The following is a 15,070-nucleotide window of genomic DNA, read 5'->3' as shown; positions in this document are numbered from 1 at the left end:
AGCGGCCGGGTCAGTTCGCACCAGCTCGTCCACCGACAAGGAGCCCTCGTGGAGACCAAGTTCACCACCAAGTCGCAGGAGGCCCTCTCCGCAGCCTCGACCAACGCCTCGACCGCGGGCAACCCGCAGATCGAGCCCGCCCACGTCCTCAAGGCCCTGCTGGACCAGCGCGAGGGCGTGGCCGTCGCCGTCCTGAAGGCCGCCGGCGCCGACGTCGACGCCGTCTCGGCCCAGGCCAGCGCGGCCATCAAGTCCCTGCCGTCCGCGTCCGGGTCCTCCACCGCCCAGGCCCAGTTCAACCGCGGCGCCCTCCAGGTCATCCAGGCCGCGGAGCAGTTCGCCAAGTCCCTCGGCGACGAGTACATCTCCACCGAGCACCTCCTGTACGGCCTCGCCCAGCAGGAGGGGAGGGCCGGCGAGATCCTCCGCGGCGCGGGCGCCGGCCCCGACCAGCTCAGGACCACCATCCCTTCCGTGAGAGGAGACCGCCGGGTGACCAGTCCCGACCCCGAAGGCACGTTCCAGGCGCTCGAGAAGTTCGGCACCGACCTCACCGCCATGGCCCGCGAGGGCAAGCTCGACCCCGTGATCGGGCGCGACTCGGAGATCCGCCGCGTGGTGCAGGTGCTGTCCCGCCGCACCAAGAACAACCCCGTGCTGATCGGTGAGCCCGGTGTCGGCAAGACCGCCGTCGTCGAGGGCCTCGCCCAGCGCATGGTCGCCGGGGATGTCCCCGAGTCGTTGCGCGGCAAGACGCTGATCTCCCTGGACCTGGGGTCCATGGTGGCCGGCGCCAAGTACCGCGGCGAGTTCGAGGAGCGGCTCAAGGCCGTGCTCGAGGAGATCAAGCAGTCCGAGGGCCGGATCGTCACCTTCATCGACGAGATCCACACCGTCGTCGGCGCCGGCGCCGCCGAGGGCTCGATGGACGCCGGGAACATGCTCAAGCCCATGCTGGCCCGCGGCGAGCTGCGCCTGATCGGCGCGACCACCCTGGACGAGTACCGGGAGAACATCGAGAAGGACGCCGCGCTGGAGCGCCGCTTCCAGCAGGTCTACGTCGGCGAGCCCTCCGTGGAGGACACCGTCGCGATCCTGCGCGGGCTCAAGGAGCGCTACGAGGCCCACCACAAGGTCCAGATCGCGGACTCCGCCCTGGTGGCGGCCGCCACCCTGTCCAACCGGTACATCCCCGGCCGCCAGCTGCCGGACAAGGCCATCGACCTCGTCGACGAGGCCGCGTCCCGGCTGCGGATGGAGATCGACTCCGCCCCGGAGGAGATCGACCGGCTGCGCCGCGCCGTGGACCGCCTGACCATGGAGGAGCTCGCCCTGGAGCGCGAGACCGACCCCGCCTCGGTCGAGCGCCTGGGGGCGCTGCGGCAGGAGCTGGCCGACAGGAAGGCCGAGCTCGACGCCCTCAACGCCCGCTGGGAGGCGGAGAAGGCCGGGCTGAACCGGGTCGGCGACCTCAAGGAGCGCATCGACAACCTGCGCTCGCAGGCGGAGATGGCCCAGCGCCAGGGCGACCTCGCGGAGGCCTCGCGGCTGCTCTACGGCGAGATCCCGGCCCTGCAGAAGGAGCTCGACGCCGCCCAGGAGCAGGAGGACTCCACGGTCCCGCACGACACCATGGTCTCCGAGGAGGTCACGGCCGACGACGTCGCCGAGGTGATCTCCGCCTGGACCGGCATCCCCGCCGGGCGGATGCTCCAGGGCGAGACCGAGAAGCTGCTGCACATGGAGGAGGTGCTCGGGAAGCGGCTCATCGGCCAGCACCGGGCCGTGCAGGCCGTCGCGGACGCCGTGCGCCGGTCGCGGGCGGGCATCTCGGACCCGAACCGGCCGATCGGCTCGTTCCTGTTCCTGGGCCCCACGGGCGTGGGCAAGACCGAGCTGGCGAAGTCGCTCGCGGAGTTCCAGTTCGACGACGAGCGCGCCCTGGTCCGCATCGACATGTCGGAGTACGGCGAGAAACACACGGTCTCCCGCCTCGTCGGCGCGCCTCCCGGGTACGTCGGCTACGAGGAGGGCGGCCAGCTCACGGAGGCCGTGCGGCGCCGGCCGTACTCGGTGGTCCTGCTCGACGAGATCGAGAAGGCCCACCCGGACGTCTTCGACATCCTCCTGCAGGTGCTCGACGACGGGCGGCTCACCGACGGCCAGGGCCGCACCGTGGACTTCCGCAACGTGATCCTGATCCTCACCTCCAACCTGGGCAGCCAGTTCCTCGTGGACCAGACCATCGACCAGGAGGCGAAGAAGCAGGCGGTGATGAACGTGGTCAACGCCTCGTTCAAGCCCGAGTTCCTCAACCGCCTCGACGACGTCATCCTGTTCGACCCGCTGTCCACGGCGGACCTGGCCAAGATCGTCGACATCCAGGTGGCCCAGCTGGCCGAGCGCCTGGGCCAGCGCCGGCTGACCCTGGAGGTCACCCCGGCGGCGACCGAGTGGCTGGGCCTCACCGGCTACGACCCCGCCTACGGCGCCCGGCCGCTGCGCCGGCTGGTGCAGCGCGAGATCGGCGACAAGCTCGCCCGGGCGATCCTCTCCGGGGCGGTCCTGGACGGCGACACGGTCCGGGTGGACGTCGACGCCGACGTCGTGGCGGACGGGCTCACCGTCTCCGCCGTCCGCGAGGAGGCGCACGCCGCGCGCTGACGCGGCCCCCGCCCGCCGGCGTCCTCCCCGGCGTCCCGCCGCGGCTCGGTCGCCTGTTCGCGCGCGTGGCCCGGGGCGGAGCCCGGGTGCTGCCCGTGACGTTGCCGACAGAGCGCCGTGCCGGAGCCCGGGCGGGCGCACCGGGCGGGCAAACCATGTACCCTGGACCCACGAACCATTCATAAGACATTTCCGGGGCCGTACTCTGTGCCTGTGTACCGCCACCCGGACCAAGAGACAGAGGGGGTCACGCCATGGGGCGCGGCCGTCAAAAGGCGAAGGCGACACGGCAGGCGCGGGAGATGAAGTACTTCAGCCCGCAGACCGATCTGACCGCTCTGCAGCGCGAGCTGCGCGGCAGCGAGCAGTCCTCCCCCGTGGAGGAGCCGGTCCAGGACCGCATCGACGAGGACGAGGACGACTACTCCGTCTACGTCGACAAGTACGCCGACGACTACGACGAGGACTACCGCCGGTAACCACCCGGGAGATCCGCTCGTCTCAACTGCATCAGCGCAACAGAGGTGCCCGTCACGGACGGGCACCTCCTTTGCGTTCCTGCGCGCCCCGCCCGGACCGGGGCGGCGCCGAGGGGCGGCGCCGAGGGGCGCGGGGGAGCCCGCAGCCGCTCGGCCCCGCCCCTCGACGGCCGCCCGGGGCAGGCTCAGCCCGCGTAGGCGTTGACGAGGCGCACCGCGCCGCCGTCGACGCCCTTGGCGCCCTGCACCCAGTCGGGACCGCTGTGGTCGGCCTCCGGGTCGATCGCGCCGACGGTGCCCATGATCCACGCCCCCAGCCCGCGGGCACCGAGGTGGGCCACCGCGTCGTCGGCCACGGCCGGGTCGACGACGGCGACCATGCCCACCCCGAGATTCAGGGTGCGCTCCAGGTCGGGCAGGGGCACGTTGCCCAGCTGGCCGATGAGCTGGAAGATCGCGGGCAGCTCCCACGTGGAGCGGTCCACGGTCGCCTCGAGGCCGGCGGGCAGCACGCGCGCCAGGTTCGCGGCGAGGCCGCCGCCGGTGACGTGGCTGAAGCCGCGCACGCCGTGGCCGGTCGCCCGGTCGGGCCCGTTGACGGGGAAGGCCGCGGCGAGGTCGAGGACGTCGGCGGCGTAGACGCGGGTGGGCTCGAGCAGCTCCTCGCCCAGGGTGCGCCCGAGCTCGGTGACCTGCCGGTCCAGCGACCAGCCGGCGACGTTGACGACCTTGCGCACCAGGGAGTACCCGTTGGAGTGCAGCCCGGAGGAGGCCATGCCGATGACGACGTCGCCCGCCCGCACCCGGTCCGGGCCCAGCAGCTCGTCGGCCTCGACCACGCCGGTGGCCGCGCCCGCGACGTCGTACTCGTCCGGGCGCAGCAGCCCCGGGTGCTCCGCGGTCTCCCCGCCCACGAGGGCGGTGCCCGCCTGCCGGCAGGCCCCGGCGATGCCGCGCACGATGTCCGCGATCCGCTCGGGCACCACGCGGCCCGTGGCGATGTAGTCGGTCATGAACAGCGGCTTGGCGCCGACCACCACGATGTCGTCCACGACCATGCCCACGAGGTCGTAGCCGATGGTGTCGTGGACGTCGAGGGTCTGGGCGATCGCGACCTTCGTGCCCACGCCGTCGGTGGAGGTGGCGAGGTAGGGCCTGCGGTAGGCGAGCAGCTCGGAGACGTCGAAGAGCCCGGCGAAGCCGCCCACGCCCCCGATCACGTTCGCGGTGTGGGTGGCCTTGACCGCGCTCTTCATGAGCTCGACGGCGCGGTCGCCCGCCTCGACGTCCACGCCGGCGCTGGCGTAGGTGACGGTGCGGTTGTCGGGGGCGGGCTGCTGGGCCATGTCAGGCGTCCTTCGGGGTCTCGTTCTGGGGGGCGGGCTCTGCGGTGGGCACGGGGGCGGCGCCGGACCGGGCGGGCACCCGGTCCTCGGGCAGCAGCACGTCCTCGAGGTCGGAGTCGGGCCCCGGGTCGCAGCCCACGGAGCTGTCCTGGATGCCGCTGTCCTCGTCGGAGATGCAGGCGCTGCCGGCGGCGCGGACCCGCCCGTCCGTGGCGGAGGGGTGGGTCTCGATGGACACCGCCGAGGCGTGCTCGGGGCGCCGGGGAACGGCCGGTGCGGCCTGGTCCCGCTGCGCCGAGGAGCCGGCGGGGCGGCGGGACTCGAACACGTTCTTGCCGAGCTTGTCCGCGTCCGGCAGGCGCGTGGGATAGGTGCCGGAGAAGCACGCCGTGCACAGCTCGGCGCGCTCCTGCCGGGTGGCGTCGATCATGCCGTCCTCGGAGATGTAGCCCAGGGAGTCCGCGCCCAGCGAGGCCCGGATCTCCTCGACGCCCAGCCCGTTGGCGATCAGCTCGGCCCGGGAGGCGAAGTCGATGCCGTAGAAGCAGGGCCACTTGATGGGCGGGGAGGAGATGCGCACGTGGATCTCCGCGGCCCCGGCCTCCCGGAGCATCCGGATCAGGGCGCGCTGGGTGTTGCCGCGCACGATCGAGTCGTCGATGACCACCAGGCGCTTGCCCGCCACCACGGACTTCAGCGGGTTGAGCTTGAGCCGGATGCCGAGCTGGCGGATGGTGTCCGAGGGCTGGATGAAGGTCCGGCCCACGTAGGCGTTCTTGACGAGGCCGTTGCCGAACGGGATGCCCGACTCCTCCGCGTAGCCGATGGCCGCGGGCGTCCCGGACTCGGGGGTGGGCATCACGAGGTCGGCGTCGACCGTGTGCTCGCGGGCGAGCCGGCGGCCCATCTCCACGCGCGACTCGTAGACGGAGCGGCCGTTGATCGTGGTGTCCGGGCGGGCCAGGTAGACGTACTCGAACACGCAGGCCGCCCGGCGGGTCTCGGCGAAGCGCTGCGTGCGCAGGCCGTGCTCGTCGATGGCGATGAACTCGCCGGGCTCGATCTCCCGGACCAGGGACGCGCCGACGATGTCCAGCGCGGCGGTCTCGGAGGCGACCACCCAGCCGCGGTCGAGCCGGCCGAGGACCAGCGGGCGGATGCCCTGCGGGTCCCGGGCGGCGTAGAGCGTGTGCTCGTCCATGAACGCCAGGCAGAAGGAGCCCACCAGCTGCGGCAGCAGGTGCATGGCCGCCTCCTCGAGGGAGCCGTGCGGGTGCTCGGCGAGCAGCGCCGTGACCAGGGCCGTGTCCGTGGTGTTGCCCTGCGCCATCTCGCCGCTGGAGGGGAAGCCGGACTTGTCAATGAGCTGGTCGTAGAGCTGCGCGGAGTTGGTGAGGTTGCCGTTGTGCGCGAGCGCCACGGTCCCGTGGGGGGTGGCGCCCAGGGTCGGCTGGGCGTTGGCCCAGTGGGACCCTCCCGTGGTGGAGTACCGGCAGTGGCCCACGGCCAGGTGCCCGGTGAGGGTGTTGAGGGTGGTCTCGTCGAAGACCTGCGAGACGAGGCCCATGTCCTTGTAGACGGCGATGCGCTCGCCGTCGCTCGCGGCGATGCCGGCGGACTCCTGGCCGCGGTGCTGCAGGGCGTAGAGGCCGTAGTAGGCCAGCTTCGCGACGTCCTCGCCGGGGGCCCAGACGCCGAAGACGCCGCACGCGTCCTGGGGGCCCTTCTCGCCGGGGAGGAGGTCGTGGCTGAGTTGTCCATCAGGGCGAATCACGTAGATCGGCCTTCTCTCATGCTTCTGGGCCGTCAGGGGCGTCGGCGTCCCCGTCCACGACCTCGGTGGTGACGGCCCGCGCGCGGGCCACGGAGATCCGGTCCAGCACCAGGGCCGCCGCCGCGCCGGCGGCGAGGCCCAGGATGGCGAAGACCGAGACCATGAACATGACCACGGCCCCCGGGGTGAACTGGGCGCTGCCCGCCCCGAGCAACCCCACGAGCAGGCCGAGGACGACGCCGAGGACGCCCCCGAGCACCACGAACGCCCAGATGTTGGGGGCGCGGCGCAGCATCATCGGCTGGGTGCCCGACGCTGCGAGCGGCACGGCCGCCCGCCCCCGGCGGCGCCGCCGCAAGGACCTCCCCGAGGGCAGGCGCGAGGAAGGGGTCGAGGGTGCGGAGCTCATGCCCTCCAGGTTACCGGCAGAACAGGGGGAGGACCTCCGCGAGGTCGGTCCGTGTGCCCGAGGCCACAACAGATCCCGCCGTGACGGCCTCCGCCCAGGCCACCGAGCCCGTGACGAGGCCCAGCCAGGTGCGGGCGTCGGTCTCGACGACGTTGGGCGGGGTGCCGCGGGTGTGCCGCGGCCCGGTCACGCACTGGGTCACGCCGAAGGGCGGGACGCGCACCTCCACGCTGTTGCCGGGCACGCGCTCGGCGAGCTCCTCGAGGGCGTAGCGCACGGCGGTGGCCACCGTCCGGCGCGGCGCCCCGTCGGGGTCCGCCCGCCAGGCGCTCAGGGCCAGGGTGCCGTCCGCGGGGTCGATCCGGCGGCGGGCCACGGCCTACTCCTGCCCGAGCGCCCGGACCAGCTCCGGGCCGAGCAGCTCCACGAGCGGGTCCGCCAGGCGGATCCGGCCCACGGGGCGGCCCGCGCCGGTGATCGGGCGCACGACCTGCCCGATGACGGCGGCGGCGGCCGGGGCGGGCACGGCCCCGGCGTGGGCGAGCAGGCTCAGCCCGACGAGCGCGTTGGCGCGGGAGCCGCCGTCGAGCACCTTGAGGGCCACCGACCAGCCGTCGCGGGTGCCGAGCGCGAGCACGCCCTCGGCGCCGAGCTTCGCCACGACGTCGAGCTCCTCCATGACCACGGTGTTGTACTTCCCGCGCCCGTGCACGTACTCGGGGTAGTCGAGCATGCACTGGGCCACGGTGGCGGCGCGGGCGTCCGCCGCCAGGTTGCCGGCCGCGCGCCCCAGGGTCGAGTAGGCGCGGGCGAGGCCGGTGAGGGAGATCGCCGCCAGGGGCGCCCCGCAGCCGTCCACGCCCACGTGGGCGACGGGCTCCCCGGCGAACTCCGCGACCGTCTCCAGGACCGTGCGCTGCAGGGGGTGCCCCGGGTCGAGGTAATCCTCGGTCGGCCAGTCGTTCTCCGTGCAGGCCCAGAGGAAGGCCGCGTGCTTGCCGGAACAGTTCATGCAGATCCGGGCCCGCCCGTGCCCGGTGCGCACCAGCTCGGCGCGCACGTCCTCGTCCTCGGGCCAGTCCGGCGGGCACTGCAGGGCGTCCTCGTCCACCCCGGCGGCGTCGAGGATGGAGCGGACGGCCTCGAGCTGCTCGAAGGAGCCGATGTGGGACGCGGAGGCGATGGCCACCTGCGCCCCGCGCAGGGGCACGCCGGCCTTCATGGCGGCGATCGTCTGGAACGGCTTGAGCGTCGAGCGGGGGAAGATCGGCGCGCAGACGTCCCCCAGTTCCACAGCCACCGCCCCGTCGGGGGCGAGGACGACGGCGGATCCGCGGTGGCGGGACTCGACGAAGCCGCTGCGCTCGATCACGGCGAGGTCCACGGCGCGCTCCGAGGTGAAGGTCTGCATCGCCCCAGTATGTCAGCCCCGATGTCACCCCCGCCGGGGCCGCCCCGGGGAGGGCTCAGCCGCCGGTGCCCCCGGTGGCCCCACCCTCGGCGCCCTCGCCGCCGGCGGCTCCGCCGGCGCCGCCGCCCTCGCCGCCGGCCCCGCCCTCGGGCACGGTGCCGTCGGCGCCGGTGTCGCTGGTCTCGTCGCCGGTGCCGGCGCCCATCGTGGCCTCGGGCGCGCCCGTGCCGGCCGTGGCGCCGGTGTTCGCCGTGGTCGCGGCGGAGGTCCCGGCGGGAGTCTCCGGCGTCTGCTCCGTCTCGGTGTTGTCGCAGCTGGCCAGGAGGAGGCCGGCGACCGCGGCGGCCGAGGCCGCCAGCATGCGTGTGCTCGTGTCCATGCGGCCATGGTAGGCCGGTGTGACGGGCCTCACGGGGGTGCCGGCGCGGATTTCCGGGTCCCGGGCCACCCCCTGGGGGAGATCAGGGTGCTTAGCTATCCTGGAGGTTTGGGCCCGGGCGCGGCGACGATGTGTCAACGCCCCCTGCCGAGAACTAGCCTGGGAGCGTGAAGGTTTTGGTACTGGGCCCCGGCGGCCGCGAACACGCAATCATCCGTGCCCTGCTGGCCGATCCGGAGGTCGAGCAGGTGCACTGCGCCCCGGGCAACGCCGGGATCGCGCAGATCGTCCCGGTGCACGCCGTGGACGCGAACGACCCGGCGGCGGCCACCGGGCTGGCGCGCGAGCTGGGGGCCGACCTCGTCGTCGTCGGCCCGGAGGCCCCGCTCGTCGCGGGCGTGGCCGACGCCCTGCGGGAGGCCGGCTTCCCGGTCTTCGGACCGTCGCGGGCCGCGGCCCGGCTCGAGGGCTCCAAAGCGTTCGCCAAGGAGGTCATGGCGGCGGCCGGCGTGCCCACCGCGATGGCGCGCGTGGCCACGACCGAGGCCGAGGCCGCCGACGCCCTCGACGGGTTCGGCGCCCCCTACGTCGTGAAGGACGACGGGCTCGCCGCGGGCAAGGGCGTGGTCGTCACCGCCGACCGCGCCGAGGCCCTCGCCCACGCCGCCGCCTGCTTCGCCGCGGGCGGGTCCGTGGTGATCGAGGAGTACCTCGACGGTCCCGAGGTGTCCCTGTTCGTGCTCACGGACGGCACCCGGGTGATCCCGCTGAGCCCCGCCCAGGACTTCAAGCGCATCTTCGACGGCGACGAGGGCCCCAACACCGGCGGCATGGGCGCCTACACGCCGCTGCCGTGGCTGCCGGACGGTTTCGTGGACGAGGTCGTGGAGCGGGTGGCCCGGCCCACCGTGGACGAGATGCGCCGCCGCGGGACCCCGTTCGTGGGCGTGCTCTACTGCGGGCTCGCCGTCACGCGCCGGGGCCTGCGGGTGATCGAGTTCAACGCCCGGTTCGGGGACCCCGAGACGCAGGCCGTGCTGGCCCGCCTCGCCACCCCGCTGGGCCGGCTGCTGCTCGACGCCGCGACCGGCCGGCTCGACGAGGCCGAGCGGCTGCGCTGGCGCCCCGAGTCCGCCGTGGCCGTCGTCGTCGCGGCGCAGGACTACCCGGGCACCCCCCGCACCGGCGACCCGATCGGCGGGCTCGAGGCGGCGGAGGCGCTCGAGGACGTCCACGTCGTCCACGCCGGCACCGCCGTGGCCCCCGACGGCGAGCACGCCGGTCGCGTCGTCTCGGCCGGCGGCCGCGTGCTCGCCGTCGTCGCCCTCGGGGCCGGCCTCGACCAGGCGCGCGAGCGCGCGTACCGCGGGGTGGAGCTCGTGGCCCTCGAGGGCTCCCAGCACCGCACCGACATCGCCCTGAAGGCGTCCCGCGGTCAGGTCGACCTCCCCACCGTTTCCAATTCCGCCCCCCGGCAGGAGCAGGCATGAGCGAGCACAGCACCGTCACCGTCCCGCCGCAGATCCCCGGGTGGACCCACGTCTACTCCGGCAAGGTCCGCGAGCTCTACGTCCCCGACGAGTCGCGGCTGCGCGCCACGGGCGTGGCGATCTACGACGACGCCGAGTACCGCGCGGGCTCCGTGCTCGTGGTGGCCACGGACCGGATCAGCGCGTTCGACGAGATCCTCCCCACGGAGATCCCCGACAAGGGCAAGATCCTCACGCAGCTGTCCCTGTGGTGGTTCGAGCAGCTCGCCGAGATCCCCAACCACGTCCTGTCCACGGACGTCCACGAGTCCGTGCGGGGCCGGGCCGTGATCTGCAAGAACCTGTCCATGTTCCCGGTGGAGTGCATCGCCCGGGGCTACCTCACCGGCTCCGGGCTCAAGGACTACCGCGCCACGGGTCAGGTCTGCGGGATCGAGCTGCCCCCGGGGCTCGTCGACGGCTCCCGGCTCGCCCCGCCGATCTTCACCCCCACCGGCAAGGCCGCCGTGGGGGAGCACGACATGCCCGTCACCTTCGACGAGATGGCCGACGCCGTGGGCCGCGCCGTCGCGGAACGGCTGCGCGAGCTGACGCTGAAGATCTACACCGCCGCGGAGGAGATCGCCCGCGAGCGCGGGATCGTCGTGGCCGACACCAAGGTGGAGTTCGGGCTGGACTCCTACCGCGGGGCGATCACCCTCGGGGACGAGGTGCTGACCCCGGACTCCTCCCGGTTCTGGGACGCCGAGACCTACGACCCCGGCCGGGCCCAGCCCTCCTTCGACAAGCAGTACGTGCGGGACTGGCTGCGCTCCGAGGCCTCCGGGTGGAGCGGGTCGGGGCCCGTGCCCCCGCTGCCGGAGGACGTGGTCCAGAGGACGCGCGCCCGCTACGTCGAGGCCTTCGAGCGGCTCACGGGCAAGAGCTTCGACCCGGAGGGGAACTTCTTCGAGGTGGCCGGCCCCGCCGACTACTGAGCCCTCCCGGGATCAATCCCGGCGCCGGGGTCCGGGCTCCAGCGGGCGCGGTCCATGTCGACGCGGACCAGGTGCCGGTCGTCCTCGAGCAGGGGGGTGCCCTCGTCGCGGTAGCGCCGGCGGGCCTCGGCCTGCAGGTGGTCGGCCAGGACGCCGTCCCGGTCCACCACGCGCCACCAGGGCAGGGCCGCGCCGGTGGGGTTGCGCGCCATGACCGTGCCCACGGCGCGGGCGGAACGGCACTCGGCCAGCTCGGCCACGTCCCCGTAGCTCAGCACCCGCCCCGCCGGGATCGCCGCGACGACCGCCGCGACGCGCTCGACCAGTGAGCTCACAGGGCCTCGCTGCCGTTCACCGGCAGGCACACCGACAGCACCCAGTGCCCGTCCCGGGGCCCGCTCTCGGCCTGCCCGCCCAGCAGGGACACGCGCTCCGTGATCCCGCGCAGGCCCAGCCCGGAGGACAGCTCGGAGGAGCGGCTGCCGGTGCCGGACCGGGGCAGGGGGTTGCGCACGACCAGGCTCAGCTCCTGCGCGTCGGCCGTCACCTCGATGCCGACCACCGCGCCGCGGGGGGCGTACTTGATGATGTTGGTGACCGCCTCCTGCAGGATGCGGGCGGCCGTGCCCCGCACCGTGGTGGGCGCGGACTCGATGTCGCCGGTGATCACCACCTGCGGGTCGAAGCGCAGGTCCTTGAGGCTGCCCGCCAGGGACGTCACCACGTGCTCGAGGCTGCCGATCGACAGGCCCGCCCCCGTGACGTCGCGCGGGTGGTCGCCGTCGTTCTCGTTGCGCAGCAGCCGCAGCAGGACCCGCAGCTCGTGCAGCGCCGAGCGGGCGGCCCCCTCCACGGTCTCGAGGACCTGGTGCAGCTCCGAGACGTCCCCGGAGCGCCGGCGGCTCATCGTCTGCATCGTGATGAGGGTCAGCTCGTGGGCGACGACGTCGTGCAGGTCGCGGGCCAGTGCCTGGCGCTCGTCCTCCCGCAGGCGCTCGTTGAGGACCTCGAGGTCCCGGACCCGCTCCTCGCTGCGCCGCCGCTGGGTCCGGAAGTACCGCACGGCCGCGCCGATGAGCGCGCCGGCCATCGTGACTGCGATCAGGCTCCAGAAGATGATCGAGTCGTCGGGGTGCTTGAGCGACGACAGCACGATCCATACGCCATAGACGGTCAGGTGGACGGCGATGAAGCGGCGCGTGGCCGTGGCCACGACGGCGACGGTGACCATGCAGGTGCTGAGCGCAGCCATGGGGTATTCATCGATGTGCCACGAGAACGCGAGGCAGCCGATGGAGACGAGGGAGGCCCAGGGCGCGCGCGTGGCGAGCATGCCGATCGCGGCGAAGGCGAGGATGCTGTCGAGCGCCTCCTCCTTGTCGGCCGTGTGGATGGAGCCGTTCAACCACCCCTGGAACAGGTTCCGCAGGTCGTCGATGGCGCCGAAGACCGCGAACAGCAGGAGCACCGTGCTCAGCCACCGGGCCAGGGGCTCGGCGTAGAAGAACGAACTTTTCTCGGCTGTGCGCGGTGCTCGCTGCGGGGTTTCAGTTATGGCGCTCACCCAAAGAGGTGTAGCACAGGGCCCGGGGGACTAGCACCAGAAGGGCACGTAGTAGCAGATCGTGGCGCGGGGACCCATGTTGACGTTGATCATCGGGCCGGCGGTCGCGGGGGCGACGGGGGCGATGATGAAGGAAGCGGCGAGGGTGACGGACGCGATGGCGGTGGTCAGCTTCTTCTTGCTCACGGGGGGCTCCTATGAAGGTCGCGGACGGCACCGGATCGGGGGGATGGCGGGGACCGTGGGGGAGAGGTGTCCCTGCCGAGGGGGGTGTGCTGTCCTGCTGTCCTTTACTTTGCCAAAGTGAACCAAAGGGGTCCATTCACCTTTGTCCAGTCCTTTTGTGACTTAAGTCGAAGATGACGCACTGCAGATATGGGGACGTCGTGTTGCGCATGTAGGCGCATCGAAAAATAGACTGCAGAAGTGACAGATTGCAGAGTGCTCGTCGTGGACGACCAGCCGCTGATGCTGGAGGCCCTGAAGTCCTTCTTCTCCGCCGAGCCGGGGTTCGAGGTGATCGGGACGGCGGCGAACGGCCGTGAGGCCGTGGACCGGTGCCGCGCCTCGGATCCGGACGTGGTGCTGATGGACATGAAGATGCCCGTGATGGACGGGATCGAGGCGACCCGGGAGATCACCCGGAGCAGTCCCCGGTCCAAGGTCCTGGCGCTCACCACGTTCTCGACCCTGGAGTTCGTCGTGCCCGCCCTGCGTGCGGGGGCCGCCGGCTACCTCGTCAAGGACGCCCGGCCCGACGAGATCATCACGGCGGTGCACCAGGTGCTCGACAACGAGATCGCGCTGTCCCCGGCCATCGCCCGGGCGCTCGCCGACAACGTCATCTCGGTCCCCGACCAGCAGCAGCGGCCGGCGGACGACGGCCTGCGGTCCCTGCTCACCGAGCGGGAGATGGAGACCGTCTCCCTCCTCGCGCAGGGGCTCAGCAACCGGGAGATCGCCGAGCAGATGCATGTCTCCGAGGGCAGCGTGAAGGCCTACCTCGGCCGGGTGTGCGAGAAGTTCGGCGTGCGGGACCGCGTGCAGGCGCTGATCAAGGCGTACCAGAGCGGGCTCGTGGACCCCCAGCTGCGGGATCTCTAAGGCCTTCCGCCCAGTTGCGGAGGACCTGCCGCAGGCCGGGACGAACGGCCACCAGGGAGTGGACAAAAGTGCATTCAATTGCATTGTGGTGTCCGGCAGAATCAGTGGTGCGAGCAGAGAAGAACGTCGGTGGACGGGATGAGAGACATCCGTCCGGCGCGGCGCGGCCCGAGTCCCCCCTCAGGGCTCCGCGCAGGACCGGATGGTCCACCGACCTGCTCACGGTAGGGGGCCGCCCCGGGACCGTCCCCCCTGTACCGGGAAGCGGCCGCGCAAGGCTTGGATCACCTTGCAACCCCTCGGCCCTGGGCCCCCTACCGTGCACCACGTGAGCAACGACGGCGGCCCCACCAGATCCCGGTGGGGCCGCCGTCGTGCTGGGGCAGGGGTCCGGTGAGGTCGCTCAGCCGTTGCCGCTCAGGCCGAAGAACCACGTGATGTGCTCCCGCAGCGCCGTCGCGGCGTCCTCGCTCCGCCGCTCCCGGAACGCCCGGAGGATCTCGTGGTGCTGCTGCTGGAGGGTGCGGCGCACCCGGGGCCAGTCCTCGAGGCGCGCGACGGTCTCCTGCACGTAGCCGATCGTGGCCTGGCGCAGCGAGGACATGATCGTCCCGACCACCAGGTTGCCGGCCAGCGAGGACAGCAGCACGTGGAACTCGGCGTCGTGGGCGTGGAAGCGCTCGTCCGGCAGGCCGGGGTCGTCCATGGCCGCGACCAGGGCGGCGGCGTGCTCAAGGGTGGCCGTGCGCTCCGGGGTGTCGGGGGCGGCGGCCGCCTCCCGTGCCGACTGCGTCTCGAGCAGCAGGCGGGTCTGGACGAGGTCCCGCACGGGCAGGGACCGGGTGGCCACGTGCATCCGCAGGGCCCAGGCGAGCGCCGCGGAGGGCTCGGAGATGACGATGGCCCCGGCGCTGGGCCCCGAGCCGGTCGAGGACCGGACCAGGCCCATGGCGTCGAGGATGCGGATCGCCTCCCGGACCGAGGCGCGGGAGATGGCGAACTCCTCGGCGAGCTGGCGCTCCCCCGGCAGCTTGTCGCCCACCGAGATCTCCCCGGAGCGCAGCCGCTCCTCGAGCCAGTCGAGGACGACGGTGTACGTGCGTGAGGCCGCGGGCACGGGCAGCTCCTGAGGGGACGGACGGGTGCGGTTCATTCTAGGGACACCACCGGCGGCCCTGCCGTGCCCGCCGGGCCCATCCCCGGTGCAACGCCGGCGCCTCGAGGCCGGGAGCGGGGCAGGGGCCCCTGTCGGCGAGCCCGATTGTGTGACGGGACTCACCACCCTACTATGGTCAGACCACAGGTGGTGTGTTCGGTGTCGCCCGGGCTCCCCGCTCGTCCCTTCCCCGGAGGCCGCATGAGAATCGCACTGTTCGCCACGTGCATCGTGGACGCGATGTACCCGAGGGTCGCGCTGGCCACCGTGCGCGTGCTGGAGCGGCTGGGCCACGAGGTCGTGTTCCCGCCCGGCCA

General features: G+C 72.9%; 16 protein-coding genes. 6 read left to right on the top strand and 10 right to left on the bottom strand.

The annotated features are described in order from the left end of the window. The first annotated feature begins 48 nt into the window (after window positions 1-48). Both clpB and M3185_RS14350 read left to right on the top strand, forming a co-directional pair. On the top strand, window positions 49-2,664 hold the full coding sequence (clpB, locus tag M3185_RS14355; protein ID WP_251334362.1) for an ATP-dependent chaperone ClpB: 2,616 nt from the start codon (window positions 49-51) through the stop codon (window positions 2,662-2,664). A gap of 254 nt (window positions 2,665-2,918) precedes the next feature. Further along, complete coding sequence (locus M3185_RS14350; RefSeq protein ID WP_251334361.1) at window positions 2,919-3,143, top strand: DUF3073 domain-containing protein; 225 nt, start codon at window positions 2,919-2,921, stop codon at window positions 3,141-3,143. Between the two features lie 185 nt (window positions 3,144-3,328). On the opposite strand, the gene purM is transcribed toward M3185_RS14350, so the two are convergent. From purM to M3185_RS14320, 6 genes are read right to left on the bottom strand one after another with little or no spacing between them, the layout of a single operon-like run. After that, window positions 3,329-4,489, bottom strand: a complete 1,161-nt coding sequence (gene purM, locus M3185_RS14345; RefSeq protein WP_251334360.1) for a phosphoribosylformylglycinamidine cyclo-ligase — start codon at window positions 4,487-4,489, stop codon at window positions 3,329-3,331. A 1-nt stretch (window position 4,490) separates the two neighbouring features. Further along, window positions 4,491-6,263 carry an amidophosphoribosyltransferase gene (purF, locus tag M3185_RS14340; protein ID WP_251334359.1) on the bottom strand — a complete coding sequence of 591 codons (1,773 nt, stop codon included), beginning with the start codon at window positions 6,261-6,263 and terminating at the stop codon, window positions 4,491-4,493. Window positions 6,264-6,279: 16 nt separating this feature from the next. Continuing rightward, window positions 6,280-6,672, bottom strand: a complete 393-nt coding sequence (locus M3185_RS14335; protein WP_251334358.1) for a hypothetical protein — start codon at window positions 6,670-6,672, stop codon at window positions 6,280-6,282. A gap of 10 nt (window positions 6,673-6,682) precedes the next feature. Beyond that, window positions 6,683-7,048 carry a sterol carrier family protein gene (locus tag M3185_RS14330; protein ID WP_251334357.1) on the bottom strand — a complete coding sequence of 122 codons (366 nt, stop codon included), beginning with the start codon at window positions 7,046-7,048 and terminating at the stop codon, window positions 6,683-6,685. Window positions 7,049-7,051: 3 nt separating this feature from the next. Next, window positions 7,052-8,083, bottom strand: a complete 1,032-nt coding sequence (locus M3185_RS14325; RefSeq protein WP_251334356.1) for an asparaginase — start codon at window positions 8,081-8,083, stop codon at window positions 7,052-7,054. 55 nt (window positions 8,084-8,138) lie between these two features. Beyond that, window positions 8,139-8,462, bottom strand: a complete 324-nt coding sequence (locus M3185_RS14320) for a hypothetical protein (RefSeq protein ID WP_251334355.1) — start codon at window positions 8,460-8,462, stop codon at window positions 8,139-8,141. A gap of 167 nt (window positions 8,463-8,629) precedes the next feature. Between M3185_RS14320 and purD the strand changes: the two genes are divergently transcribed. Further along, on the top strand, window positions 8,630-9,952 hold the full coding sequence (gene purD / locus M3185_RS14315) for a phosphoribosylamine--glycine ligase (protein ID WP_251334354.1): 1,323 nt from the start codon (window positions 8,630-8,632) through the stop codon (window positions 9,950-9,952). Next, window positions 9,949-10,929 carry a phosphoribosylaminoimidazolesuccinocarboxamide synthase gene (locus M3185_RS14310; RefSeq protein WP_251334353.1) on the top strand — a complete coding sequence of 327 codons (981 nt, stop codon included), beginning with the start codon at window positions 9,949-9,951 and terminating at the stop codon, window positions 10,927-10,929. Before purD ends, M3185_RS14310 begins: the two co-directional genes overlap by 4 nt. Here M3185_RS14310 and M3185_RS14305 read toward each other — a convergent pair. From M3185_RS14305 to M3185_RS14295, 3 genes are read right to left on the bottom strand one after another with little or no spacing between them, the layout of a single operon-like run. Beyond that, complete coding sequence (locus tag M3185_RS14305; protein ID WP_251334352.1) at window positions 10,923-11,264, bottom strand: MGMT family protein; 342 nt, start codon at window positions 11,262-11,264, stop codon at window positions 10,923-10,925. The two genes, M3185_RS14310 and M3185_RS14305, sit on opposite strands and share 7 nt — an antisense overlap. Continuing rightward, the gene (locus M3185_RS17450) at window positions 11,261-12,493 is read right to left on the bottom strand and encodes a sensor histidine kinase (RefSeq protein WP_251334351.1); all 1,233 of its coding nucleotides are present in this window, start codon (window positions 12,491-12,493) and stop codon (window positions 11,261-11,263) included. Before M3185_RS17450 ends, M3185_RS14305 begins: the two co-directional genes overlap by 4 nt. 30 nt (window positions 12,494-12,523) lie before the next feature. Then, the gene (locus tag M3185_RS14295) at window positions 12,524-12,679 is read right to left on the bottom strand and encodes a hypothetical protein (protein WP_251334350.1); all 156 of its coding nucleotides are present in this window, start codon (window positions 12,677-12,679) and stop codon (window positions 12,524-12,526) included. Window positions 12,680-12,919: 240 nt separating this feature from the next. Between M3185_RS14295 and M3185_RS14290 the strand changes: the two genes are divergently transcribed. Then, window positions 12,920-13,597, top strand: coding sequence for a response regulator transcription factor (locus tag M3185_RS14290; protein ID WP_308222216.1), 678 nt, complete (start codon window positions 12,920-12,922; stop codon window positions 13,595-13,597). A gap of 403 nt (window positions 13,598-14,000) precedes the next feature. Here the strand turns inward: M3185_RS14290 and M3185_RS14285 are convergent, their stop codons facing one another. Next, on the bottom strand, window positions 14,001-14,750 hold the full coding sequence (locus M3185_RS14285; protein ID WP_374238524.1) for a FadR/GntR family transcriptional regulator: 750 nt from the start codon (window positions 14,748-14,750) through the stop codon (window positions 14,001-14,003). A 204-nt stretch (window positions 14,751-14,954) separates the two neighbouring features. Between M3185_RS14285 and M3185_RS14280 the strand changes: the two genes are divergently transcribed. Beyond that, window positions 14,955-15,070: heterodisulfide reductase-related iron-sulfur binding cluster (locus M3185_RS14280; RefSeq protein ID WP_146200278.1), on the top strand; the 116-nt coding region annotated here is incomplete at its 3' end.

It is taken from the genome of Kocuria rosea (assembly GCF_023715525.1).
GTDB classification, from domain to species: Bacteria; Actinomycetota; Actinomycetes; order Actinomycetales; family Micrococcaceae; genus Kocuria; species Kocuria rosea_A.
This window is presented reverse-complemented; position numbering and strand designations above follow the sequence as displayed.